Source organism: Virgibacillus sp. Bac330, from assembly GCF_003667845.1.
In the GTDB taxonomy this organism is placed as follows: Bacteria; Bacillota; Bacilli; order Bacillales; family Amphibacillaceae; genus Virgibacillus; species Virgibacillus chiguensis.
Map to the genome: position 1 here is coordinate 1011984 of NZ_CP033048.1, position 26728 is coordinate 1038711.

At 36.9% G+C, this 26728-nt stretch carries 23 protein-coding genes and 2 riboswitches; of the genes, 16 read left to right on the forward strand and 7 right to left on the reverse strand.

The window, feature by feature from the left end:
* The first annotated feature begins 92 nt into the window (after positions 1-92).
* Positions 93-234: riboswitch (FMN riboswitch) on the forward strand.
* Positions 235-400: 166 nt separating this feature from the next.
* Complete coding sequence (locus tag D9780_RS04540) at positions 401-997, forward strand: ECF transporter S component (RefSeq protein WP_371413704.1); 597 nt, start codon at positions 401-403, stop codon at positions 995-997.
* Between the two features lie 323 nt (positions 998-1320).
* Positions 1321-2292: a P1 family peptidase gene (locus tag D9780_RS04545; RefSeq protein ID WP_121639426.1), complete on the forward strand. Its 972-nt coding sequence runs from the start codon at positions 1321-1323 to the stop codon at positions 2290-2292.
* Positions 2293-2480: 188 nt separating this feature from the next.
* On the opposite strand, the gene D9780_RS04550 is transcribed toward D9780_RS04545, so the two are convergent.
* From D9780_RS04550 to D9780_RS04560, 3 genes are read right to left on the reverse strand one after another with little or no spacing between them, the layout of a single operon-like run.
* A complete protein-coding gene (locus tag D9780_RS04550) occupies positions 2481-2834 on the reverse strand; it encodes a TraR/DksA C4-type zinc finger protein (RefSeq protein ID WP_073011046.1) in 354 nt (117 codons plus the stop codon).
* 25 nt (positions 2835-2859) lie between these two features.
* Positions 2860-3246, reverse strand: coding sequence for a hotdog fold thioesterase (locus D9780_RS04555; RefSeq protein WP_116277146.1), 387 nt, complete (start codon positions 3244-3246; stop codon positions 2860-2862).
* Between the two features lie 16 nt (positions 3247-3262).
* On the reverse strand, positions 3263-4201 hold the full coding sequence (locus D9780_RS04560) for a 1,4-dihydroxy-2-naphthoate polyprenyltransferase (protein WP_121639427.1): 939 nt from the start codon (positions 4199-4201) through the stop codon (positions 3263-3265).
* Positions 4202-4418: 217 nt separating this feature from the next.
* Here D9780_RS04560 and D9780_RS04565 point away from each other — a divergent pair, with 217 nt between their 5' ends.
* From D9780_RS04565 to ytkD, 12 genes are all read left to right on the forward strand, one after another.
* Positions 4419-5810 (forward strand): isochorismate synthase, encoded by a 1392-nt coding sequence (locus tag D9780_RS04565; protein WP_121639428.1) that lies wholly within the window; start codon positions 4419-4421, stop codon positions 5808-5810.
* Entirely contained in the window at positions 5807-7555 is a 1749-nt protein-coding gene (gene menD, locus D9780_RS04570; protein ID WP_121639429.1) for a 2-succinyl-5-enolpyruvyl-6-hydroxy-3-cyclohexene-1-carboxylic-acid synthase, read from the forward strand. The genes D9780_RS04565 and menD overlap by 4 nt, the downstream gene beginning before the upstream one ends.
* Entirely contained in the window at positions 7555-8355 is an 801-nt protein-coding gene (menH, locus tag D9780_RS04575; protein WP_121639430.1) for a 2-succinyl-6-hydroxy-2,4-cyclohexadiene-1-carboxylate synthase, read from the forward strand. Before menD ends, menH begins: the two co-directional genes overlap by 1 nt.
* A 1-nt stretch (position 8356) precedes the next feature.
* On the forward strand, positions 8357-9211 hold the full coding sequence (gene menB, locus D9780_RS04580; protein ID WP_170861763.1) for a 1,4-dihydroxy-2-naphthoyl-CoA synthase: 855 nt from the start codon (positions 8357-8359) through the stop codon (positions 9209-9211).
* Positions 9212-9620: 409 nt separating this feature from the next.
* On the forward strand, positions 9621-11069 hold the full coding sequence (locus tag D9780_RS04585; RefSeq protein ID WP_121639431.1) for an o-succinylbenzoate--CoA ligase: 1449 nt from the start codon (positions 9621-9623) through the stop codon (positions 11067-11069).
* A gap of 328 nt (positions 11070-11397) precedes the next feature.
* Entirely contained in the window at positions 11398-11838 is a 441-nt protein-coding gene (locus D9780_RS04590; RefSeq protein WP_073011065.1) for an OsmC family protein, read from the forward strand.
* Between the two features lie 552 nt (positions 11839-12390).
* A complete protein-coding gene (locus D9780_RS04595; RefSeq protein WP_116277141.1) occupies positions 12391-12585 on the forward strand; it encodes a helix-turn-helix transcriptional regulator in 195 nt (64 codons plus the stop codon).
* Entirely contained in the window at positions 12586-13053 is a 468-nt protein-coding gene (locus D9780_RS04600) for a hypothetical protein (RefSeq protein WP_121639432.1), read from the forward strand.
* A 700-nt stretch (positions 13054-13753) separates the two neighbouring features.
* Positions 13754-15103, forward strand: coding sequence for an MATE family efflux transporter (locus tag D9780_RS04605; RefSeq protein WP_121639433.1), 1350 nt, complete (start codon positions 13754-13756; stop codon positions 15101-15103).
* 601 nt (positions 15104-15704) lie between these two features.
* A complete protein-coding gene (locus tag D9780_RS04610; protein WP_073013365.1) occupies positions 15705-16022 on the forward strand; it encodes a hydrolase in 318 nt (105 codons plus the stop codon).
* Positions 16023-16150: 128 nt separating this feature from the next.
* The gene (locus D9780_RS04615) at positions 16151-16681 is read left to right on the forward strand and encodes a hypothetical protein (protein WP_121639434.1); all 531 of its coding nucleotides are present in this window, start codon (positions 16151-16153) and stop codon (positions 16679-16681) included.
* Positions 16682-16913: 232 nt separating this feature from the next.
* Positions 16914-17381, forward strand: a complete 468-nt coding sequence (gene ytkD / locus D9780_RS04620; protein ID WP_121639435.1) for an RNA deprotection pyrophosphohydrolase — start codon at positions 16914-16916, stop codon at positions 17379-17381.
* Between the two features lie 197 nt (positions 17382-17578).
* On the opposite strand, the gene D9780_RS04625 is transcribed toward ytkD, so the two are convergent.
* The 4 genes from D9780_RS04625 to pckA all read right to left on the reverse strand — a co-directional run bounded on the left by D9780_RS04625 (position 17579) and on the right by pckA (position 22263).
* Positions 17579-18379, reverse strand: a complete 801-nt coding sequence (locus D9780_RS04625) for an ABC transporter permease (protein ID WP_121639436.1) — start codon at positions 18377-18379, stop codon at positions 17579-17581.
* A 2-nt stretch (positions 18380-18381) separates the two neighbouring features.
* Positions 18382-19173: an ABC transporter ATP-binding protein gene (locus tag D9780_RS04630; protein WP_121639437.1), complete on the reverse strand. Its 792-nt coding sequence runs from the start codon at positions 19171-19173 to the stop codon at positions 18382-18384.
* Between the two features lie 12 nt (positions 19174-19185).
* A complete protein-coding gene (locus tag D9780_RS04635) occupies positions 19186-20175 on the reverse strand; it encodes an ABC transporter substrate-binding protein (protein WP_073013374.1) in 990 nt (329 codons plus the stop codon).
* Between the two features lie 501 nt (positions 20176-20676).
* Positions 20677-22263 (reverse strand): phosphoenolpyruvate carboxykinase (ATP), encoded by a 1587-nt coding sequence (gene pckA, locus D9780_RS04640; RefSeq protein ID WP_121639438.1) that lies wholly within the window; start codon positions 22261-22263, stop codon positions 20677-20679.
* 344 nt (positions 22264-22607) lie between these two features.
* Positions 22608-22720, forward strand: a riboswitch (SAM riboswitch).
* A gap of 333 nt (positions 22721-23053) precedes the next feature.
* Between pckA and metK the strand changes: the two genes are divergently transcribed.
* Both metK and asnB read left to right on the forward strand, forming a co-directional pair.
* Positions 23054-24259: a methionine adenosyltransferase gene (gene metK / locus D9780_RS04645; protein ID WP_121639439.1), complete on the forward strand. Its 1206-nt coding sequence runs from the start codon at positions 23054-23056 to the stop codon at positions 24257-24259.
* Positions 24260-24827: 568 nt separating this feature from the next.
* Positions 24828-26726 (forward strand): asparagine synthase (glutamine-hydrolyzing), encoded by a 1899-nt coding sequence (gene asnB, locus D9780_RS04650; RefSeq protein ID WP_121639440.1) that lies wholly within the window; start codon positions 24828-24830, stop codon positions 26724-26726.
* Positions 26727-26728: the final 2 nt, after the last annotated feature.

Here is a 26728-nt window from a genome sequence, read left to right on the forward strand (position 1 = left end):
TTTTATTGGAATGCGAGGTTTTGATTTGAAATATTATTTTCTTGCAAAACTAAAAAATCTCATGTAAAATAACCATAACAATAGAATATCGATTCCATCTTCGGGGCAGGGTGAAATTCCCGACCGACGGTAAAAAGCATGAGTGCTTAAGTCCGTGACCCGCAATTTTTTATTGTGGTTGATCTGGTGCAAGTCCAGAACCGACAGTTACAGTCTGGATGGGAGAAGATGTCGAGCCAAATTTCAGGTACATATATGTGCCTCGATTTTTCCTATGGTTTGTTTACGTTTACCCTAAAGCCCCAATTAGGCGCTTTAGGGTTTTTCTGTAGAAAGAAAACTGGCTCTAAACCTTCATCACGAAATTGGAATCGATACATGATGAAGGGAGAAATAGAAAATGCAACCAATGAATAAACAATCATCCAAACTGATGAAAGTCATCGTCTTAGCTTTACTAGGTACCATTTCATTATTATTATTTTTCTTAAACTTCCCACTGCCATTATTACCAGCTTTCTTGAAAATTGACTTCAGTGATGTTCCGGCTTTAATGGCATCATTCATCTTTTCACCAGTTGCTGGGGTCCTTGTGGTCGCCATTAAAAATCTCTTATATTTAGCTGTATCTGGTGCCTCTGACCCAATTGGTGTACTTGCTAATTTTATAGCTGGAATAATGTTTGTTGTACCAGTGTCTATGCTCTATCACAAATTTAAAGGTGTGAAAAGTATAGTTTCTGGTTTAGTTACGGGAACAATCGTAATGGCAGTTGGAATGAGTGTTTTAAATTATTTTGTTTTCTTACCAGCATATGCATGGTTTATGGGATGGGAAGACATGTCAAATACTGCAATTAAATGGGGAATAGTCTCTGCTGGAATACTACCATTTAATATTATAAAAGGAATAATCGTTGGCTTGTTATTTGTCCCATTGTTTTTAAAGTTACGCGTATGGATAGAAGAGAAGCAAGCTAAATTTGCTTCCTCGTAATCTAATTCTAATCGCAATTATATTAACAAGAGCAGTGCAGTCTTTTATTTTAGAATGGCTCGCACTGCTTTTTATTTCCTTCATATGCTATCGCAAGTCTTGCCTCGTATCAAATAGCCTGTTTTAAAAATGTTCTACAGCTCACAAAAATGAAGTGAATTTTTTGCTTCGTATACCTTATTTAGTAAATAATGTTTTTGTTCTATAGAAAAGTATAAAAGTTAAAAGGTTTATGGTATAAGAAAAAAACAGCTTTCCCAATAGACTTGGCGACAAGAAGCCAGGTTTTTCTAATAAAAATAATAGAAACAGAGGTGTTTTAGATGGCTTACGGGAACATAACGGATGTACCAGGGATAAAAGTAGGAAATGTCGAAAATATGGAAGCGATAACAGGGTGCTCTGTCGTTGTGGCAGAAAATGGTGCGGTTTGTGGTGTAGATGTTCGAGGTTCAGCGCCAGGAACAAGAGAAACAGCATTATTAGATCCTGTAAATACTGTGAATCAAGTACATGCAATTACGCTTTCTGGTGGGAGCGCGTTTGGCTTAGCCGCAGCTGATGGAGTGATGCACTATTTAGAAGAGCAAGGAATAGGTTTAGATGTTCGTGTTGCTAGGGTTCCAATCGTTCCTGCAGCAATTTTATTTGATTTAGCAATTGGAGATAGCAAGGTTCGTCCGGATAAAGAAATGGGGTACCAAGCAGCAAAACAAGCTAAAAAAGGATTTTTTTCTTTTGGGAATGTTGGTGCAGGATGTGGTGCAACGGTCGGGAAAGTAGCGGGCTTCAAACATTGTATGAAGGGAGGGTTAGGAAGTGCTTCAGTAGAACTTGATAATGGCATAGTTGTGGGAGCGTTAGTAGCTGTAAATGCAGTTGGAGATATTAGACACCCAGACACAGGAGAAATATTAGCAGGACCAATAGATTTGGACACCCGAGAAATGATGGACAGTATTACTTATATGCAAAAACACCAAAGTCAAATGTCGGCCGGTATGAACACGACAATTGGTGTGATAGCTACGAATGCTTCGCTTACGAAAGCAGAGGCTACCAAGATTTCACAAATAGCTCATAATGCTTTGGCAAAGACAATCTATCCTGCACATACGCTGATGGACGGTGATACGATCTTTGCTTTAAGTACAGGGAAAAGAAAACAATCCATTGATTTAATAGGAACTATGGCTGTAGAGACATTAGAACAATCCATTGTCCAAGCAATTCTAGCAGCAGAGTCAGTTGGAGGTATCCCTGCTTCTCAAACATATAAGCTAAAAAATAGGTAGGATCCCCCCAATAACTTAGGCTACTAACAATCAGGGGGGGGATAAAAAACCCCACTGATTGAATGTTCGCTTTTATTCTTTATGTTTTAAAATTTTCTAGAATCATAGTGTTAGGGTGCCCACAATTAGTTGGGCTAAAAGTAGCCACACGGATTGGTATTACACACTAGTAAAATGAGCGTTAACTTTTAATTTTCTCCTACTAAAAAACGTGCTGTCGGTTGTGCTTCTAGACGTTCAATTGAGATTGGCTTTCCAGACTTTTCACTTAAACCAAATGTACCCATTTCAATTTTCTGTAGCGCATCATCAATATCTTGTAATTGTTTTTCTAACATTTGTTGTATCCCTGCTTGTTTTTCCTGTTCAAATTGTTCCGAACCCATATCTGCTGGGTGATTATCGTAATCTGCCAGCTCCTCCAAAGATTCATTTGGTGCTTCCATAATCTTGGCTTCTATTGCTTCTTCTGTTTCTTTTTTCAACTTTAAGAGTCGTTCTTTAAATTCAAATAACTTGTCTTCACTAAGATGTGTTTTCATTGACGAACCCCTTTCAAGCTTTGGATTATTTTTCTTTGGTAATAATACCAATAGTGCATCGAGAAACGCATACGAGCCTATGATCTGCATCGGTAATTTTTATTTCCCAGACCATCGTTGACTTGCCAATGTGTATCGGAAGTGCTGTAGCTGTAACCACTCCATTTTTAATGCTTCGAATATGGTTGGCGTTAATTTCTATTCCGAAAACGGCTTGCGTTTGGAAGTCAACATACAGACTCGCCCCAATACTAGCGGCCGATTCTGCTAATGCAACGGAGGCACCTCCGTGTAAATATCCAAATGGTTGGCGTGTTCGCTTATCGACTGGCATGGTAAGCTGCACTTTTTCCTTCGTCATGGTTACTGTCTCAATTCCAAGTGCTTCCATTAATGTATTCGGGTAAGCCATGTATTTTAGTACCCCCCTAATTCACAAACGTACTGATAAATAATGAAATTCCTAATAATATCCCATAAATAGAATTGGTTTTACCTGTTGCAGCCATTGCTGGCATCATTTCAAGTGGTTGTGTTTTACCTTTAAATTTTAGAATAACATCTACAGCTTTAATTGCCCCTATAAAGGTAATTAATGACCAAATTGGAAAGATGTTTTCGATAATAAGCCATGCGGTAATTACGAAGGCAATTATAAACATTAGTCCTAGAAACCCGATAGCATTCTTTCTCCCTAATAAAATTGCTAATGTTTTGCGTCCGTTTTCCTTATCATTTTCTAGGTCTCTAATGTTATTAGAAAGTAAGATAGCGCCGATAAAAATTGCAATTGGAATGGAAGCAAACAACACTTCTGCAGTAATGGTTTTTGTTTGAATATAATAACTAATGCCGATAATCACAGTTCCCATCAAGAATCCTGAAGATAATTCGCCTAATGGAGTATAGGCGATAGGTAAAGGGCCTCCTGTATATAAATATCCGAAAAGCATACATATTAAACCTATAACTGCAATCCACCAGCTAGAAGTTGCACTAATATAAAGACCAAGTAGCATTGCTATTCCAAAAAAGGTTAATGCCAAGTTTAGTACTGTTTTCGGTTTAATACCATCTCGTACGATTGTACCCCCAATACCAACAGAACCTTCATTATCAAGACCTTTTACAAAGTCATAATACTCATTAAACATGTTTGTCGCCGCTTGAATAAGCATAGAAGCAATTAGCATGGCTAAGAAAAGTAGTAGATTCATATGTCCTTCATGAAAAGCAAGCATTGAGCCAACAAATACTGGTACGAATGAAGCAGTTAATGTGTGAGGACGTAATAGCCTCCACCATATTTGTAAACCATCCCTTTCATTGAGCGCTTGTTTTACGGTTACTTTATTAGATGAATGCATATATTTTCCCCCTCCCTTTATTTGAATGCAATATATTGGTAGTATCAAAGACCTAACAATCGTTTTGTTAAGGCGCATGGGACATGAATCATATTAATTCTATGGAAATTACGATATAGTGTCAACGCTTGCGATTGATTTCCTTGAGAATAACCGTAAAAGAGAATAAAATGAAGTAGAAAGTTTGTCATTGTGAGTGTAACGGAGGTTAATTGAAATGATAGAAGTACAGGGTCAGCAAGTTGAAGAACTTTTGCGTGAGGCTATTAACCAGATGGGATTAAAGCAAAGCGCACAACTTGTAAGTATTACGAAACGAGTAGAAGCACAAGATCCCGTTCTCTTCTTTGCATCTGCTGCAAAGCTAAATAAAGAGCGTTGTTTTTGGATGAGTACAAAGGATGCATTTTCCGTTGTCGGTGTTGGCAATGTGTTTGAAATAAATGCGAATGAAGATCGTTTTCAATATATAGAAGAAACATGGAAAAAATTAATAGATGATGTATGGGTCTATAATCCGTTTAAAGCTCCAGGAACAGGGTTAGTGACTTTAGGTGGGCTAGACTTTGACCCAAAGAAACCTAGAACGGACCTGTGGAATGATTTTCCAAGACTTCAATTTAAAATTCCAGAATATATATTGACAAAAAATAATAGTGATTTTTATTTAACGATAAACATAAAAGTATGCAAAGATGACCATCCGATTCAGCTATTGAAAGCGATAGAAACTGTGGAAACAAAGTTGTTTCAAACTGCAAAAGAGCAGCTTGACTTACCCAAAATCATTCATAAAAAGATGATTGCTCCAGAACAATGGAAAAATACGGTTCAAAGAGCGAAGCAAGAGATTCAGCAAAAGCAAATGGATAAAATTGTACTTGCAAGAGAAATGCGACTTACGTTTAGTAAGCAAGTTGATATTAGTCAAGTGCTAAGTGATTTAATTGATAAACAATCAAATAGTTATATTTTTGCTTTTGAACAAAGTGATAGTTGCTTTGTAGGCGCTACTCCTGAACGACTAGTAAGGGTAGAGAATAAGAAGTTGTTATCAACCTGTTTGGCAGGAACTGCTCCAAGAGGCGCTACGGAGGAGGAAGATCAACGTATTGCTGCTATGCTTTTCCAAGATCCTAAAAATAGAGAAGAACATGACTTTGTTGTGCAGATGATAAAGCAAGGCATTAATAAATATTGTACAGATGTGCAAATACCAGATACACCAGTAGTTTATCCATTAAAAAATTTACAGCACTTATATACACCTGTTACGGGAGTACTTAAAGATGGTTATACCATTTTTAATGTCATTAAAGAATTGCATCCCACTCCTGCATTAGGAGGAGTTCCCAGAGATTTGTCTATGACTTTTATCCGAAATAATGAGCAGTTAGATCGTGGTTGGTATGGCGCGCCAGTCGGTTGGTTAGACAGTAATAACTATGGGGAATTTGCTGTAGCTATTCGTTCAGCATTAATCCAAGAAGATGAAGCTTCTTTATTTGCTGGCTGTGGAATCGTGAAGGACTCAGATCCAGAAGAAGAATTTGCGGAAACCGAAATAAAATTTTCACCAATGCTGACTGTTTTAGGAGGACAACCATGAACCATACAGAAGTTTTGACACGATATGTGACGAATTTTGTCGATGAATTAGTTGCTAATGGTTTAACAGACGCTGTTATTTCTCCAGGATCTAGGTCAACGCCATTAGCGTTAACATTGGCTGAGCATAAAGAAATAAAGGATTGGGTTATTATTGATGAAAGGTCGGCTGCTTTTTTTGCGTTAGGACTTGCGAAAAAATCGAAACGTCCTGTTGTGCTTGTTTGTACTTCTGGAACAGCGACAGCCAATTATTATCCTGCAATTGTGGAAGCCTATCATAGTCGAGTTCCACTCATCGTGTTAACTGCTGACAGGCCACATGAATTAAGAGGAATAGGCGCGCCTCAAGCAATTGATCAAATAAAAATGTATGGAGATTTTGTGAAATGGTTTCATGAAATGGCACTTCCAGAAGCAGGAACTGCCATGCTACATTATGTGCGAAATAAAGCGGCAAGCGCTTACCATATCGCGAAGGAAGGAAATCAAGGAGTTGTTCACTTGAATTTTCCTTTTCGTGAACCATTAATGGTGGATTTTAGTCTTAATGATGTATGGGAAATAAATGATATTTCCTGTACAAGTCCCATATTACCGACGTTTGAAGGGGAAAAGCATTTGCCTAAACAGCAAGTGGAAGAAATTTTGCGTCAATTAGCAGGTAAACAAAGAGGGGTTATTGTATGCGGACCGCAAACAGATTTGCATTTTCCAGTTGCGGTTACGAAGCTTGCTGAGAAGTGGGGACTTCCTATTTTAGCTGACCCTTTATCGCAAGTTCGATCTGGAGCTCATGTTTCTGATGTAATTATTGAAGGATATGATGCGCTACTGCGTAATCAAATCGTTCGGGAAAAACTAAAGCCTGATTTTATTATTCGTTTTGGGGCCATGCCTGTTTCGAAAGCCTATTCTTTCTATGTGAAGCAACACCAGGATGCACTTCAAATGGTCGTTGAAAATGATAAAGGTTTCCGCGAACCAACCAATAACCCGACGACGTTTATTTTTGCAGAACCAACTACTTATTGTGAGGCTTTAGCAGATGCAGGGGTTGAAACCACATCAAAAGAATGGTTGCAATTGTGGAAGCAATTTAACGACATTGCGAAGAAGCATTTAAATGACCAATCAGATAGTGAAATTAGAGAAGGGGAAGCGATTCGTGCTGTCATGGATTCAACTCCAAACCAGAGCACAATTTTTGTAGGCAACAGTATGGCAGTTCGTGATTTAGATTCGTTCTTTTGGAAAACAGATAAACAGATAGAAGTGCTTGCCAATCGAGGGGCAAATGGTATTGATGGTGTTGTATCTTCTGGTTTAGGCGCTTGTGCGGCTGGGGTAAGAGTTACGCTTGTATTAGGGGATTTATCTTTTTTTCATGATATGAATGGGCTGCATGCGGCGATGCATTACCAATTGCCATTGACTATTTTATTAATTAATAATAATGGTGGTGGAATATTTTCCTTTTTATCGCAGGCTGATGATAAAAAACATTTTGAAGCTTTATTCGGTACACCTTTACATATCGATTTCAAGTATGTTGTTCATATGTATGGAGGTTATTATGTGCATGCAAAAACAGAAGCGGATGTGAAGCAGAAACTCATTGAAAGTTACAACAGAGAAGGTCTGTCCGTAATTGAAGTGAAAACAAATAGAGACATAAATGCCAACTGGCACAAAACGAAATGGCAGGCCATTGAACAGGAAATTTTGGAGGAGAGGAATAGATAGTGTACTTTTCCACAAATGATGCTACGTATTGGTATGAAATAGATGGCGAAGGATATCCCCTTGTTTTATTACATGGATTTACGGGTAGTAGTCAAACGTGGCAACCATTTATAACGAAATGGAAGCAAGAATGGCAAGTTATCACGATTGACCTTCCAGGACATGGAAAGACGAACGCGAAACATAAATCCATGGAAGCATGCTGCAGAGATATTGCTTCACTATTGCAATATTTACAGCTTGAACCTGTTCATCTGCTTGGTTATTCTATGGGTGGAAGAACAGCCATTGCATTTGCAATAAGTTACCCTGAATGGGTAAACGGTATAATATTAGAAAGTACTTCTCCAGGTCTTAAAGATTCAATAGAGCGGCAAAAACGAAAACAAGCAGATGATGAATTAGCAAAGAAAATAGAACAAAAAGGTCTAGCATGGTTTGTTTCCTATTGGGAAAACATCCCCCTATTTTCTACGCAACAAAAAATGCCGATCAATAATCAAACCAGAATTCGAAAAGAACGCATGCGTCAATCTGCTGTTGGTCTTGCTGATTCCCTCCGTTTTATGGGTACAGGTACACAGCGGTCCTATTGGAATGAATTAGCTTCTATGGATAAGCCTGCTCTTCTAATAACTGGTGAGTTAGATCAAAAGTATTGTGTTATTATGGAGAAAATGTCTCGCATCTTGCCAAATGCAGTGCATCATATGGTTCCTGATGCTGGACATGCAATTCACGTGGAGAAACCAAATATTTTTGGTAAAATAGTAAGTAGACATTTAGAAAGTTTATCATAAAATGTCTGCTTACATACATTTTAAAGGAGGAAGTATCGTGGCAGTACAATGGGAAAAAGTAAGAGATTATGAAGAAATTTTTTATGAAAAATATAATGGCATCGCCAAGGTAACGATCAATCGCCCTGAAAAGCGAAATGCGTTTACTCCATTAACTGTAAATGAAATGATTGATGCATTTGCGGATGCGAGAGATGATTCTGACATTGGTGCAATTATTTTAGCAGGAGAAGGGGACAAGGCGTTTTGTTCAGGTGGTGACCAATCAGTACGTGGGCATGGCGGTTATGTAGGTAGTGACCAAGTGCCAAGATTGAATGTATTAGACTTGCAACGCTTAATTCGTACAATTCCAAAACCGGTAGTTGCTATGGTGTCTGGGTATGCTATTGGCGGTGGGCATGTCTTGCACGTCGTGTGTGATTTAACAATTGCTGCTGACAATGCTGTTTTTGGACAAACTGGTCCGAAAGTAGGTAGTTTTGACGCTGGTTATGGCGCTGGCTTGCTTGCTAGAATGGTCGGTCATAAGCGTGCAAGAGAAATCTGGTACTTATGCCGTCAATACAATGCTGAGGAAGCGTATGAGATGGGCTTAGTTAATACAGTTGTACCATTGGAAAAATTAGAAGAAGAGACAATTCAATGGTGTGAGGAAATGTTATCCAAATCTCCAACCGCTTTGCGTTTCCTAAAAGCTTCCTTTAATGCAGATACAGATGGGCTAGCTGGACTCCAACAAATGGGCGGCGATGCAACGTTGCTTTACTACACAACAGAAGAAGCAAAAGAAGGAAGAGATGCTTTTAAAGAAAAAAGGCAGCCAAACTTTAAAAAGTTTCCTCGCTTCCCTTAATTTAAAAACTGTTTTAAAGGGAGTAGCCGAAGTACATGTATAATTCTAAGCTTCTTACATATGTTCGCCATGTAAGATGTGCTGGAAGGCTCTACTTTTAGAATAGATAACAAGATATATATAACACTTTAAGTAGGAGCTAACAGAGTGCACAAAAAGTTTTTAATGAACGTTTGCGGTATTCAACAGCATGAATTAATGGACGGAATTACTTATTAAGAAGGTAGGTTCGCTTTCTACTCTACTTCTATACAAAAAGCCTTTGCTCCAATCCTAAGCAAGGGCTTTTTGCACTATCAGGAAACCGGTTATGGCTTACAGATATGAACCCGTTCTATGAAAGTAACTATCTATTTGAATAATAATTGTGTAGCCGTTTCTCTAATGCAAAATGAAAAGAGGTGTTAATATGCAAACAGTAATACCGCATTGGCTTACTAAGCAGGCGGAGATATCACCTAAGCAAATAGCAATTCAAAATGGTAATGGAAGTACACTTACATTTCAACAGCTAAAGGAAAGCAGTCAGAATTATGCTAGAAAATTGGCTGCTTTAGGCGTGTCAAGCGAAACTCATGTTGCGGTGCTTTCAACGAATAAACAGGAGATGGTAGTTGCCATTCATGCATTAAGTTATTTGCAGGCAGTAGTTGTTTTACTAAATAGTAGATTAACAAGTGAGGAATTGACTTATCAATTGAAAGACGCTGAAGTGTCATTCTTATTTTATGATGAATCATTAGCTCCTCTGTCCGAACAAATATCTTTCTCACAAAGCCTATCTTTTACTGCTGTTAATCATTTACAGCCAAAAGATGTGAAATTAGCAACAGAAATAAATTTGCAGACGCCGTTTACGATGATGTATACATCTGGCACAACAGGTTTTCCTAAAGGAGTGATACATACATATGGAAATCATTGGTGGAGTGCGATAGGGAGTGCACTAAATCTTGGAATTCAAAAAGAAGATAAGTGGTTAGCTGTATTGCCTTTATTCCATGTTAGTGGTCTGTCCATTCTGATACGTAGTGTTATCTATGGGATGACTGTCTATTTATTAGAAAAATTCAACAAAAAAATAGTACATGATGCGATTTTAACGAAAAAAATAACAATGATTTCCGTAGTAACCGTTATGCTGCAGCAATTATTAGAAGAATTAGGGGATGATTCATATCCTGCATATTTACGTTGCATGCTATTAGGAGGAGGGCCAGCTCCAAAGTCTTTGTTGGAACAAGCGAAAGAAAAAAACGTACCAGTTTTCCAATCTTTTGGGATGACTGAAACGGCTTCACAAATTATTACATTAAGTGCTAAAGATGCTTTAAAGAAAATTGGTTCTGCGGGAAAACCTTTATTTCCGGCGCAATTAAAAATTAATACACCGGATGAAAACGGAGTTGGTGAAATATTTGTTAAAGGGCCGATGGTTACAAACGGCTATTATAATAATGAATCTGCAACAATAAACGCTTTTCACAATGGTTGGCTAGCTACAGGGGATTTAGGTTATTTGGATAAGGAAGGTTACTTATATGTGGTTGACAGGCGGAGTGATTTAATTATTTCTGGCGGTGAAAATGTATATCCTTCCGAAGTAGAAAGCACACTGGCACGATTTCCGGGTATTAAAGAAGTTGGTGTGACAGGTAAAGCTGACCCGAAATGGGGAGAGGTTCCAGTTGCTTTTATTGTAACGGATCAAACGTACAACCATGGGAAACTACAATGTTTTTTAACCGAACATTTAGCTGCATATAAACGCCCCAAAGAAATACATGAGGTAGATTACTTACCACGTAATGCTTCTAATAAGCTAGTTCGTTTAGAGTTGAAAAAATTAATCAAGTGAATTGTAATTATTACTCTGTTTAAATAGACGGGAGCGATCTAGTAGATAAATTAGGTCAGCTCCTATTTTAAAATTTAATAAGAGTGGCGGTTTTTCTATCAGTTAGAAAATCGTGTAGACTTTCTCTTTATACCTAATGAAGCTTTAATTCAAAGGACCTTAATAAATTTTTGACAAAGATTGCATTGTCAATTTTTTAGCTCAAAAAGCACTGAGTTTATCTACAGTTATGTTCAGTGATTCACAATTCATCTATAGAATATTTGAAGCTAACGTTGTATAATTAATTTATCCTAATAAATAATATTTAGAAAAGGTGGTTATTATTATGGCTAAATCTACATTTCGAGCCACTGCTCAACTGCAGGATGGTGTTCAAGTTAAAGTTAAATCAAGAAATTTTGAAATTACAGTCGATGAACCTAAGAACTTAGGTGGTACAGATACGGGAATGAACCCAGTAGAATTAGTGCTTGGTGCTCTTGGCGCTTGCCAAGCAATCGTTGCACGAGTTTTTGCCAAAAAATTTAATATTGAATTTAGTGACTTATGGATTGAATTAGAAGGCGACTTAGACCCAGACGGTTTTATGCATAAAGCAGATGTACGAAAAGGTTATTCCGAAATTCGTTACAATATTCATATAAAAACGGATGCGCCTCAAGAAAAAGTAGAAGAATTTGTTGCTTTTATTGAAGATACTTGCCCAGTAGGTGATACATTGGCAAACCCAGTTAATACGAAGTTAAACAATATTATTATTGAATAGTGTAGGTTATTACGAATAGAAGTGTGTAAGAACTACCACTTCAAGAGTGAGTAGTTGTGGCTAGATAAGTCAATAGCATTTAAATACTCTCTTTATAAGAGGGTTTTAGTTATACACTCTTACACAGATCAAATACTGTCGTTTATCACAAAAGAAAAGGATAGTGTTTTCGATCATCTAAGATCTACTAAAACTACTAAAATTTATTAGATAGAAGAAAGCGCTTAATAATTTTAAGGATGGGGGATTCTCTATCCTTATTTTTTTATTTAAATTTTATGGTTTACATGTAGCATGGGATCCATACACACTGGCAAAGAAGATAAGCTATTTTATAACGTGTATAACAACAGGAAGCAAAGCAGGATGTAAATACTTTTGTATTCTTGCTCATTTACATTTAATTTTAGTAACTACATACAATAGTAAGTCTTAATCGAAAAAACGCCTAACTAAGGACTAATAATTTTAAAAGCAGTTGACTAACTTAAGTTTATAATGTAATATATAATTAACATTTTGTTATTTATATATTACTTTTGGTGGTGGATTATGGCAAATAAAATAAAATTAGCGCGTGTTGAGAAAGGGTTAACACAAGCTCAACTTGCCCAAAGAGTTAATGCGACAAGACAAACGATAGGCCTAATTGAAAAAAGTAAATATAATCCAAGTTTAAACTTATGTATTGCGATAGCTAAGGAATTAGGAAAGTCATTAGATGATTTATTTTGGGAGGAATCGTAAGTGAAACGTTCTTTTATATATGTTTTTTTACCGGAAGATGAATATAAGCAGATGCGAATAATAACCATTTTAGCTGAGGCAGCTGTTATTGTCTCAACCCTGTTGATGCTATGTTTATTCGCCGGTAGTTGGTTCAATTGGCATATGGAAGGATATTTGACCGCATTTTTTATCTTTACTTTTATTCTATTTTATACTTTTTTACGTTATATTCTGTCTGGAATGGAATATGCCGAAATTGCAGGAGAGGCTAATTACATTAAAGCTAAAAGGAAGGTGTATAGTCAATCGATACGTTTTGGAATTGTTTTCATTATAATAATGTTTGTTTCAAAAGGTATTCCAAATGATTGGATAGATGCTTTAGATATAGTAGGTCCATCGATACTTGCTACATGTTTTTATTTTATTTTTGATCGAATTTCATTAAAAAAATCATACAAGAAAAATAAAGATTTATTGGATTAATCCAATGTATATGTGTAAAAAATTAGTGAATAGAATGACTTAAGAATAAAGGCGCTGGAGCCCCGGTTAGCAACGTAGAGAGTGGAACGAATCAACGAAAGTTTTAGGAATTATGCCCTGCAACAGGAGTATGCCGGTGCCCCCCGGCAAGCCCGTCTTTAGTCGACCTTCCTATTTAGAACGAACGGATGATGACTTAGCTTAGGGGCAATGGAGTGAAGTTGCTTAGTTGCTGGGCGCTGGAACCGGACGTGGCTAAATAACTTAGTAAGTTTATCCACAGCTGCTAAATTTTATAATTTCCTAATTTCCTAGACCATTAAAAAGTGGCATATTAAATGTCGCTTTTTTGTATTATAGGAGATAATAGATGCTTCAAGATAAGAAAACAACTGATTAGCTACGTACGCTGCAACAATTAGGCGATCTCATTCCATCGCCTTAAGCTAAGTCTTCATCAATCCGTGCCTAAGAGGATGGTCGACTATACAAGGATTTACCGCCTGACATCGGCATACCCCTGTTTTAGTGGCGGGATTCCTAAATCTTTCGTTGATGCTTCCCAGTCGTCACGTTGTTAAACCGGCATTCTGGTCAATCGTTCTCTCACATGTGCTATTTTTTAATTAGTCATTTAAAATGGACTTTTTATGAATACGAAATTAGAATAAGAGTAGTAGCTTTGAATTGGGGTGATGTAATGAGCATAGTTGAACAAAAATTAGGGAGTCAGCCTGTTAAAAAGAGCTTTTTTCAGTATTTTCTCCCTACTATTTTAGGTATGATGCTTATGTCCGTGAATATCGTCATTGATGGTATATTTGTTGGCAATGGTGTAGGCTCCCTTGCTTTAGCAAGTGTAAATATAGCAGTTCCTGTTTTTTCAATTATCATTTCCATTTCATTATTAATTGGTGTTGGTGGGGGAACGTTATACTCCATTGCAGTTGGGTCTGGAGATAAAGAGAAAGCAAAGCGTTTATATACCATTTCTATCGTGCTTGTAACGATAATAAGCCTATGCATTAGTGTTTTTGGCCTCCTATTTATGGAGCCTTTAGCAAGGCTCTTTGGAGCAAATGCAGAAACATTGCCCTATGCTTTAGACTATATGCGTATTTTGTTTCTGTTTTCATTAGTCTTAGCTTTGGAAGTATGTTTAAGTATTTTCGTGCGAAATGATGGTGACCCACAATTAGCGATGATCGGTTTAATTGTGGCAGCCGTTGTTAATGTTATTTTAAACTACGTAATGATATTTATCCTTGAATGGGAAGTTACTGGAGCTGCGATTGCTACTTCAGTGGCAACACTTATTGGTTTAATCATTTATTCGTTGCATTTTTTTAAAAAAGGCTCTGGTCTAAAATTGACAAAAATAGTCTGGAAAAAGGCGGATTTGAAACAAATAAGCGCCATTGGTCTACCTAGCTTTTTATCAGAAGCGGGTATTGGTATTTTTGTAATGGGATATAATATTGCCATTGCTTATTATGCTGGTACAAATGGGCTGGCAGCTTTTTCAGTCATTAACTATTTGCATACTTTTATGTTACTCGCATTTATCGGTATAGGTTCATCGATACAACCAATGATTAGTTATTATTATGGAGCCAAAAAATTTACTTCTATAAAAGAAACGGTGAAAATTGCAGAATTAACCGGTTTTCTGCTTGGTGGTTTATTTCTAGTTATTGGTTACTTAGGTGCGGATTTGCTTGTATCTATTTTCGGGATCGAATCCAATGAAATTAAAAACCTGGCTGTAAGAGGAATTAAATTGTTTTTCTTAGGTTACTTGTTTATGGGAGTAAATTTTATTTATATGACATACTATCAATCTATCGGCTACGTTCGTCCATCAGTGGGCATAACGCTGTTCCGAGGATTTATTTTATTAATTGTTATGCTTCTCATCTTACCATTGTTATTAGGAACTACAGGTGTATGGCTTGCGCTACCAGTATCGGAGACGATCGTTGCTCTTGTGCTTTTATTGGTAGCCAGAAAAGGAGTTATGCATAATCAATTAGAGACAAGGGGCTCTTAATCGATAAAGATTGATAAACATGATTTACTCGCTAATTATAGCGAGTTTTTTTATGGTCTAGGAAAGGGTGTTTTTGGTGTAAATAACAGCTTTAAACAGAGGTATTTTATCGATCAATCACGTTTTTTTAAAGATAAGATTAAAATTTGGTGCTATGGCGTAACCAAATAACGGAATGGGCCCCATCCGGCTCCAGCGCCCAGCAACTAGGCGACTTCACTCCATTGCCCTAAGCTAAGTCATCATCGGTTCGTCCCTAAGCGGGAGGTCGGCTAAAAACGAGCTTGCAGCCTGACGTCGGCATACCCCTGTTTTACTGGCATGAATCTTTGATCTTTCGTTGATTCGTTACATGTGAACGGGCGCGCCCTGAGCCTTTGTTCTACTATAGGAAAGTATAAAAGTTTTAAGGGTTATAGTATAAAAAAACTATGCCATTCGCCATAAGACTTGGCGATAAGTCAAGTTTTTCTAAACTTCTATAAACCATAAAGGCGCTATTAACGGTTAAGATCGGCAAAAAGATATGTACGTATCGTATTGGTTTCCCATACATGCTTTTTCATGAAAAAGAAATACTATACGATAGGAGGTGTTTGAAATGGAAAAACAAAAATATTACGTCCAAATGGGGTCAGGAGAAATATCGCGGGTGAAGTATCACAATAATGATGAATTTGTTATTTACGCAACGGAACAAGAAATTGTGCAATTACGTGAAGCCTTCGATGAAGCAAATGCTTCTGGGATACGTTCATTCTTTCGTGCGCATATTCCAGCAGTTCCTTACCATAACGATGCAGCAAATGATGAGTATGACAGTGATATGGCAAGAGCGTTCAAACTTGTACATGATTTAGGAGATGAAAAAACGAAAGCGCATATTCAAAAAATGGGCATTTTAAACACGTATTTATAAGACCAAAAATGAAGCGTTAAAAAACTAATTTATTATGCCATTTGTGTGAGTAAAGGTTTATCTATTGGTATGGACAGGAATAGACTAGTAAGGAAAGGATCCTGCTCACACAAGGAGGTATATTGGAGATGAATAAACGACGCATCGTTTATAGCACAACCGTGCTTATCGTTACCATGTTATTATCGCTTGTAGTATTGCATATACAAACGCCAACTGCTTCAGGGGATGTACTAAAAGATACAGCGCAAGCTACAGTTAATGCTGAAGCCACCCAGTTAACGGAAGAAAAAATAACGATTATAACAGAACAATTTATGGATATACTAGTGCAACCTATTCATAGAGATTATCGTGTGAAGAAATTAGGTTCTAAACAAGATTTGTATGAAAAGTTTAGCTCCATTGCTACATATTCAGTTGCTAAACCTTTTGTAGAGTATTATTATAGGGAAAAGAGCGATGGTCTGTACCTTCGCCCAACGAGTAAGCCAGCATGGTTTTTAAAAGGGGAGCCTTATGAAATCACTGAGCAAAGTGATAATCAAGTTATTATAACACAAACAAACGAAACAACTTTTTATGGCGATTACACAATAAAATTCGCATTTTCCTTTGATAAACAATGGAAAATAACAAATATTGAATATCCTAAATGAATTTTATGCCAATAAGTCCATATTGTAGTAACCCGTGTAGGCACATTTTCATATCGGGGCATTTCATCCATATAAGACTAGGAACAGAAACTTGTCTGCTACATTCTTACAGTATTTATAGAAATGTTAGGGATTTTACCGAAATGGGTGCTAGATATACAGTATTTGTGAGGAAGCACGAAAATGCAAATTTATTCTAAGGAAATGAAGTACTAGAGAAGGCGTTGAAAAAATGTATATATTTAAAGATTATTACCATAATGAAGTAAAATTATCCTTTGCAGATCAACCCTTTTCTAATTCTCCGCTTCATGTTTGGGTCATATGCGTATATAAAGATAAATGGCTGTTGACGAAGCATAAAGAAAGGGGATTGGAATTTCCAGGAGGGAAGGTAGAAAGAGGGGAAAGTGCAAAAGAAGCAGCTATTAGAGAAATTAAGGAAGAAACTGGAGGCATTGTTGAAAAAATAAGCTATGTTGGTCAATATTTTGTTTCTGGTAAGTTTGAAAATGTCGTTAAAAATGTTTATTTCGCAACAATTTGTTCATTGGAGGAACAAAAGACATATTATGAGACATGTGGGCCTGTTCTACTAGAACACATCCCTGTAGATGTGAAGCAACGTGAAGAGTACAGTTTTATGATGAAAGACAGTGTGTTAACGTATTGCTTATCACATTTGAACTTGCAGTTATGAAATAAGTTTTTTAAACCTACTAGGAGCTCGCGTCATAGTCTATCGTTGTTTTTGGTGGATTTTTCTGAGCATGTAATTGCTTTATTATTAAAGATCTATACGGCAGTAATTACTGCCGTATAGATCTTTAATAGTATATAGTGTACGAGAAATGACAGCTTTTGGGTTATAAGTCAATGCTTCATTTCAAGCCTGTTTTATTTGATTAACCAGCTTTCTATTTTTTCCACAAGCTTATACATAATAGCTGCAAAAATAGCTATTAAAACTAAACTCATCATAACAAGCGAGAAGTCAAACACTTGAAAGCCATAAATAATTAAATAACCTAACCCTTGTTTTGAAACAAGAAATTCTCCCACAATGACGCCAACCCAGGAAAGCCCAACATTTACTTTTAGTGTAGAAATCATTGTTGGTAATGTGGCAGGGAAAACGGCGTGCTGAAATACTTGCCGTTTAGTTGCTCCAAAACTTTGCAGTACTTTTGCGTAATTAGGGTCTACTTCATTAAATGCTGAATAGACGACAAGTGTTGTAATGATTACGGATATAATGGCTCCCATTGCAATAATGGATACATATCCGGGTCCTAAGGCAACGATGATTATCGGGCCTAATGCTACTTTAGGCATGGCATTTAAGATAACAAGATAAGGATCTAATATGTTAGATAAACGCTTGGAAAACCATAGGGAGATGGCGAGGAAAACACCTACAATAGTTCCAATCAAAAATCCAGCGACTGTTTCTAATAAAGTGACTTGCATATGTGCGAGAAGTGACCCATCTTGCATCTTATCTACAATGACTTGATATATCGTAGAAGGAGAGCTAAATAATAATGGGTCGATCCAGTAAAATCGACTAGCGATCTCCCAAAAGAATACAAAACTGATTAGGATTAAAAGTTGCCAAATAAGCACATGCTTTTTTTCTTTTTGGACAGAGGATAAATATTGTTGAAATAATTGTTCTTCGGCATTGCTTTGAGCCATCCTTATTTACCTCCCCCTAAGGATGCGACATTTTTGCGATTATCCAATTCATCCCATACTTTATCAAATAATAGCTGATATTTAGGATGCCTTCTTGCTAGAAATGGTTGTTCATTACGTAGCTCGATAGGCACGTCAAATACTTTCGATATGGTTCCAGGGTTTGTATTCATGACAAAGATACGATCACTCATAGCAATGGCCTCGCCAATATCATGCGTAACAAGTACGGTTGTTTTACGGTATGTTTTTAACAGTATTGCGACTAAATCCTCTAACTTTAATTTTGTTTGGTAGTCTAAAGCAGAAAAAGGCTCATCAAACAGTAAAATCATCGGGTCATTAATCAAAGTTCGTACGAGGGCTGCTCGTTGCCGCATCCCTCCTGATAATGCATCAGGATACGCAGTAGCTACATGTTCTATTCCCACTTCTTGTAAGAGTTCCATACCTTTTTCTTTTATTTTATTCGTAGCCGTCTGGTTTATTTTCGGCCCTAAAAGGATATTATCTAATATGTTTTTCCATGGAAATAAATAGTCTTGTTGCAACATATAGCCTATTTCTGAAGAAGGGGATTGGATTGCTTTTTCTTTTAAGCTAACATTTCCTTCTGTAGGCTGAATAATACCTGCCATAATAGAAAGAATTGTCGATTTTCCACAACCACTTGGTCCTAATAATGAAATAAATTCCCCTTCTTGAATAGATATAGATATATCCTTTAATGACTTTGTAGCTCCTTGCTTAGAAAAGTAGTAATGAGTAATATTTTCTAATGTTAAAAGTGTCATCACACACTCCCCTTAATCTTGTAATACATCCTTTGCAAATGTAGTATTGACAAGTTCTTCATAAGCTACATCTTCTGGTAATTCTCCCGCTTCTTCCATAATGTTTTTCAAGTTATTCCATGCATCTTTTTGTAATAATGGCTCCGTGGCAAAGGAACCTTGACTTTTATAGCGTTCTATAGATGAGGTTAGCATTTCTAACTCTGTATCTTCAAAATAAGGTTGAATCGTTTGAGCAATTTCTTTTGCAGGCTGCTCTGCAACCCATTGTTGTGCACGGTAAATAGCCTTCGTGAAATCCTTCATCTCTGCTTCGTGTTCATCCATATAGGTTTGTTTTGCCATATAAACGGTATATGGAACAATTCCTGATTCTTCTCCGAAAGAAGCAATAATATGGCCTTTTCCTTCCTTTTCAAATGCACTCGCAGTTGGTTCAAACAATTGTACATATTCAACATCTCCAGACACAAATGCACTAGGAATATGAGCAAACTCAATATTTTGTTGTAAGTTTAAGTCCTCATGTGGATCAATTCCTTGCTGTTTAAGTACATATTCACCAACCATTTGTGGCATACCCCCTTTACGTTGCCCTAAAAATGTTGTTCCCTTTAATTCATCCCAACTGAAATTTGATTTTTCTTCTTTTGCTACTAAAAAAGTTCCGTCTGTTTGCGTTAGTTGAGCAAAGTTAATAGCAATATCTTTTGAATCTTGAGCATAGACGTAAATAGACGTTTCCGCTCCTACTAAAGCGATATCCGATCCATCTGATAATAGGGAAGTCATCGTTTTATCACCACCCCATGTGGTTTGTAATTCTACATCTAACCCCTCATCTTTAAAAAATCCTTTTTCTAAAGCGACATATTGCGGTGCATAAAAAATGGAACGAGTAACTTCAGCTAATTGAATTTTCTTATTGGTGTTTTCATTATTACAACTTGTTAAAAACAAGAGTATGCTACTGAAGAGCAGGAAAAATAGAATTTTTTTCATCCTATTTGCTCCTTTCTATAATTTCATTCGTCAAAACAGTTTATGATTGGATAGAAAAATGTGTGAATGCCTAGTTAATTAGAAAAATTTGGCTTGTCGTCAAGTTTTATGGCGAAAGCCTTTGTTTTCCTATATTTAAACCCTAAAAATATCCTTTTCTTTAGTGGGACAAAGGAGCAAGCGCCCGTTCACAATGTAACGAATCAAAAAAGATCAAGGAATCATGCCACTAAAACAGGGGTATGCCGATGTTGGGCTGTAAGCTCGTTTTTAGTCGACCTTCCTCTCAGGGATCGGATCGACCGATGATAACTTAGCTTAGGGCGCTGGAGCTGGACGTGGCTAAATAACTTAGTAAGTTTATCCACAGCTGCTAAATTTTATAATTTTCTTAATTTCCTAGATAATAAAAAAATCGACCTCTTTTTGAGGTCGATATGCAGCAGTAACTGCTATGGTAATACTTTATATAAAATTCCTTTTGGGATGAGGAAACATAAGTTAACCCTTAAAACTAGGGCCAGCATTAGCAATATCTTCACGAGCTTCCGTAAATTGTTTGAAATTCTCATGAAATTTCATTGCAAGCTGTTTTGCTGTTTGGTCATAAGCGGCTTTATCTTGCCACGTGTTTTTCGGAATTAATACTTCATCTGGGACTCCAGGCACATGCATTGGAATCTCCAATCCGAAAACTTGATCTTTTGTTGTTTCTACGCCATGTAATTCTCCTTCTAGAGCGGAATGAATCATAGCACGTGTATAAGATAGCTTCATACGCTTTCCTACACCGTAGGATCCTCCTGTCCAACCAGTATTAACGAGGAAGACATTTGATTGATAGGCATCAATTTTCTCCCCTAGCATAGCGGCATATTTAGATGGTGCTAACGGGAGGAACGGAGAACCGAAACAAGCTGAAAAGGTCGCCTGTGGTTCTGTTACGCCTCTTTCTGTACCTGCTAATTTACTCGTATAGCCACTTAGAAAGTGATACATAGCCTGTTCTTTTGTTAATTTACTAATTGGAGGTAATGTTCCGGACGCATCTGCAGTTAGAAAAATAATTGTATTCGGGTGTCCTGCCATACTAGGAATTGCAATATTATCCATGTTCTCTAACGGATATGCTGCGCGCGTGTTTTCTGTTAAGCTTGTGTTATCATAATCAGGAATTCTAGATTGTTCATCTAAAACGACGTTTTCTAATACTGTACCAAATTTAATGGCATCATAAATTTGTGGTTCCTTTTCCTGAGATAGATTGATACATTTAGCGTAACATCCGCCCTCGATATTAAATACACCATTAGGACCCCAACCGTGCTCATCATCACCAATTAGACGACGATATGGGTCAGCGGATAGCGTAGTTTTTCCTGTTCCTGACAAACCAAAAAATAAGGCAACGTCACCTTCATTACCTACGTTAGCAGAGCAATGCATCGATAATACATTACGTTGTGGTAATAAATAGTTCATAACGGAAAAAATAGATTTTTTAATTTCGCCAGCATACTCCGTTCCACCTATTAATACAATACGTTGTTTAAAGGATACCAGAATAAATGCTTCTGAATTTGTACCGTCTACTTTTGGGTCAGCTTTAAATGTTGGTGCAGATATAACAGTAAATTCTGGCTGATGCTTTTCTAGTTCTTCCTTCGTAGGTGTGATAAATAATTGTCTGGCAAAGAGATTGTGCCATGCATATTCATTAATCACTTGCAAAGGGAGACGGTATTCATGGTCTGCTCCAGCATATCCTTTAAAATGAAAGATTTCCGACTTGTTTTTTAAATAGGCAACGACTTTTTGATAAAGCTTATTGAAAGTCTCTTCGTTAACGGACCGATTTACCGTTCCCCAATCAACATACTTTTCGCTCATTTCATCTTCTACAATAAATTTATCTTTAGGAGAGCGACCAGTATAAGCTCCTGTTTCAGCTTGAACAGCACCAGTTGCTGATAACTTTCCTTCATTTCTAGCTAAAATTTTTTCTACAAGTTGTGGTACAGATAAATTCGACAACAAATGAGGATGTGCATATAATTCGGTTACAAATGATTTTTCTACCGTTTTCATTAAAAATACCTGCCTTTTAACTCAAATTTATTCATGTTCATGGAAGAAGAACGTATTTCATGTGTTTAATCTGTAAATAGTATAACACATTTATTCAAATAGTCCATACTAAATGTGATGAAATATAAAAAATTAAAGAAGAATTTATATGCATCTCTGGTTTTTCTTACATTATAGAAAAGTACAAATTTTAGGTTTTGTAGATTTAAGAGAAAAACAAGGCTTTCTCATAAGACTTGGTGACAAGCTAAGTTTTCTACTAGTATGTTGGTAAAGTGATTGAAAATACACCCAAATTAATTGACAGAAACCTACTATTTCGGTAAGCTGAATTGCGAACGGATCTCTTATTCAGAGTTGGTGGAGGGACAGCCCCGAAGAAACCCAGCAACCATCACGCATTTGTGAAAAGGTGCTAACCTGATGCAAGGTCATACGAAACCTTGAACAATAAGAGCGAAAGGATCGCTATTCCCTTTCCTCATGATAAGCAGGAAGGGATTTTTTATACTGTAGAAAAGTATAAATTTTAAGCTCATAGTATAAGGAAGACTACCGCTTTCGCCATAGGAACTTGGCGTTTAAGTCAAGTTTTTCTATTGTTGAATGGATACAGGCAATCTAGCGCAGGATAACTAGAAGTATTTGTTCTTGTCATTATATATGCATATCTTATAATAATGTCATTTTAGATTTCTTTTGTTTATCGTGTGTCAGAGAAAACACCAATTAAGTAAATTTTCACGTTATATAGAGTTCCGTATCTGATTTTAAAGGAGGAAGTAGCAAAATGGCTACGAATCGACGTTTATTTACTTCTGAATCTGTAACAGAAGGTCACCCTGATAAAATATCAGATCAAATTTCTGATGCTATCTTAGATGAAATATTACAATCGGACCCTTATGCACGTGTTGCATGCGAGACAACCGTTACGACAGGTCTTGTATTAGTGGCAGGTGAAATATCTACGACTACTTATGTTGATATCCCAGCAGTCGTACGGAAAACAGTTGAAGAGATAGGTTATACGCGAGCAAAATTTGGTTTTGATGCCAAAACTTGTGCTGTATTAACGGCAATAGATGAGCAATCTCCAGACATTGCTGGAGGCGTAAATAAGGCATTGGAAGCAAGACAGGGACGAATGAGCGAGCAAGAAATCGATGCTATTGGAGCTGGTGACCAAGGTTTAATGTTTGGATTCGCTTGCGATGAAACGGAAGAATTAATGCCACTACCGATTTCTTTAGCACATAAGTTAGCTAAACGTTTGGCAGATGTTCGTAAAAGGCATATCTTAGATTACTTGAGACCAGATGGAAAAACACAAGTAACCATCGAATATGGAGAAGATGGGCAACCTATTCGAGTTGATACCATCGTCATTTCCACGCAGCACCATCAAGATGTAACTGTGGAGCAAATTGAACAAGATTTACTGAAGCATGTTATTTCTCCAGTAGTCCCAGCACATTTGTTAGATAAAACAACAAAATACTTTATCAATCCAACTGGGCGATTTGTGATAGGTGGTCCACAAGGTGATGCAGGTTTAACTGGAAGAAAAATTATTGTGGATACGTATGGTGGTTATGCACGACATGGCGGTGGAGCATTTAGTGGTAAAGATGCAACGAAAGTAGATCGTTCTGCCGCTTATGCAGCAAGATATGTTGCAAAAAACATTGTCGCTGCAAAATTAGCTAAAAGTTGTGAAGTTCAACTAGCTTATGCAATTGGTGTAGCAGAACCGGTGTCAATTGCTATTGATACGTTTGGAACAGGAATCGTTCGTGAAGATGTATTGGTTCAAGCTGTGAGGAAGTTGTTCGACCTTCGTCCTGCTGGGATTATTCGTATGCTTGATTTACAACAGCCAATATTTAGAAATACAGCTGCATATGGTCACTTTGGGCGTACAGATGTTGTATTTCCTTGGGAAAAAACGGATAAAGTAGAAGAATTAATTGCATTAGTAAAAGAACAGCAGTAGAGTGAGCAATAGCATGACTTTTCGGTCGCTGGAGAGGTCATGTTTTTGTTTTACTGTAAGGAAGGGGAAGAAAGAGGTTTCTATCATGCTTTTTTCTCAGGTTTTTGGTTTGTGAAATGTGATAAGCAGACCAACAAGCGATAACTCGGTAGTTGTAAGATTTTCCATCCCGTTAAGTGGAAGTTTGAGGAGTGTTATAGTTGATACGGTTAAGCTAACGGAGGAAAAACACGGAGACTCTTCGAAAATGATGGAGGTGTTTCACTTACGTAACTTTCCTTGTCCTGTAGGAAAGCGTAGCGGGAAGACGCCGCAGAAAAAAAGCGACTTCTTTATTCGAGGAGCTAAGCGCCAGACCAAGGGAAGTGTAGTGTTTTTCCGTAGCGGTCACTAAAAATGTACATAAATAGAGTGCTGGAAATATAGAGGTTATAACTATGTCGAGAAAAACTTGACACATACCAAGTTTTTCTAAAAGTTTTTAACGAACGTTCGGTGTGGTATGATAGTAATGAAAAAATGATGCGTACCATACGTTACTATATTTAATGAGAGAAGGTAGACAGCTATGTGTGGTTTTATTGGAATGATATTTGATAATCCTGTAGAACGAACAGAACAAGAAGTAGAATTATTTAAACAGCAAAATAATTTGATCACTCATCGAGGACCAGATGATGAAGGATACTATTTCGATTCTTATATTTCCTTTGGGTTCCGACGTTTGAGTATTATAGATATTGAAAGTGGCTCCCAACCATTAAGTTATAATGATGAACAAATATGGTTAGTTTTTAATGGTGAAATTTATAATTATATTGAATTGCGTAAACAATTACTTGCAGAAGGTTATGCATTTCAAACGGATTCAGATACAGAAGTAATTGCAGCTTTATTTGCAAAACATAAAGAGGATGCTTTTCAGTATTTAAGAGGCATGTTCTCCATTCTTGTGTGGGATAAAGAGACGGAGCAATTGTATGGAGCTCGTGATCCTTTTGGAATTAAACCGCTCTTTTATTATGAAAATTCCTTCGGGACCACATTTGCTTCTGAGAAAAAAAGCATCACACTAATGATGGAACAAGAAAAAGTAGATCAAGATGCGCTGCAGCATTATTTGAGCTTTCAATACGTACCTGAGCCAATGACGATGACTGCTGGCATAAAAAAAGTAGAACCAGGGCATTATTTTATTAAAAAACCTGGACAGCCTATTCAATTTACGCGTTATTGGCATGCAACTTTCCATCCTGTACTTCGTGAAAAGCAGGACTGGATTAAAAAAATTCAAGACGTCATGTATGATTCAGTAAATGTGCATATGCGCAGTGATGTTCCAGTAGGTTCATTTTTATCTGGAGGAATCGATTCAACGTTAATTGTTTCCATTGCGAAGGATATTAATCCAGCAATAAAAACATTTTCTGTCGGTTTTGAACGCGATGGATATTCTGAAGTTGATGTGGCCAAAGAAACAGCAGATAAATTAAATGTAGAGAACATTTCCTACATGATTTCTCCTCAAGAATATGTAGATCATTTACCAAAGATTATGTGGCATATGGATGATCCATTGGCTGATCCATCTTGTGTACCGTTATATTTTGTTTCTAGAGAAGCTAGAAAGCATGTAACAGTGGTTTTATCTGGAGAAGGCTCCGATGAACTTTTTGGCGGATACAATATTTATCGTGAACCGGATTCATTAAAGTATTTTGATAAAATACCTTCTTTCATGAAAGGGTTGCTGAAACGAGTTTCTGCTGTACTACCTGAAGGAGTGAAAGGTAAAAGCTTTCTCGACCGTGGAACAACCCCATTGCGTGAACGTTATATTGGAAACGCAAAAATGTTTGAAGAAGAAGAGAAGAGGGAGCTATTAAAAACATATAATGAACAGTTATCTTATCAACAAGTAACTGGTAAGTTATTTGATCAAGTAAAAGATTATCCATATGTAAATCAGATGCAGTATGTGGACATCCATACTTGGATGCGTGGAGATATTTTATTAAAAGCAGACCGAGTAACAATGGCGCACTCTCTTGAATTACGAGTTCCATTTTTAGATAAAGAAGTATTTCGCATAGCAAATGAGATTCCAGTTGATTTAAAAATCGCCAATGGTACTACGAAAAGCTTGTTGCGTGAAGCTTCCAGAGGTATTGTGCCTGATCATGTATTAGATCGTAAAAAATTAGGGTTTCCTGTTCCTATTCGTCATTGGTTGAAAAATGAGTTAAATGGTTGGGCAAAACAACTCATTCATGAAAGTGAAACCGACCATTTATTACACAAAAACTATATCCTTCAACTTCTAGACGATCATTGTCAAGGAAAAGGGGATTACAGTAGAAAAATTTGGACTGTGCTTATGTTTATGCTCTGGCATAAAAACTTTGTTGAGAAAAAGTTTGATGTATCAACATTGAATGAAAACACAGGAGAATTAATCTTTTCTTAGTA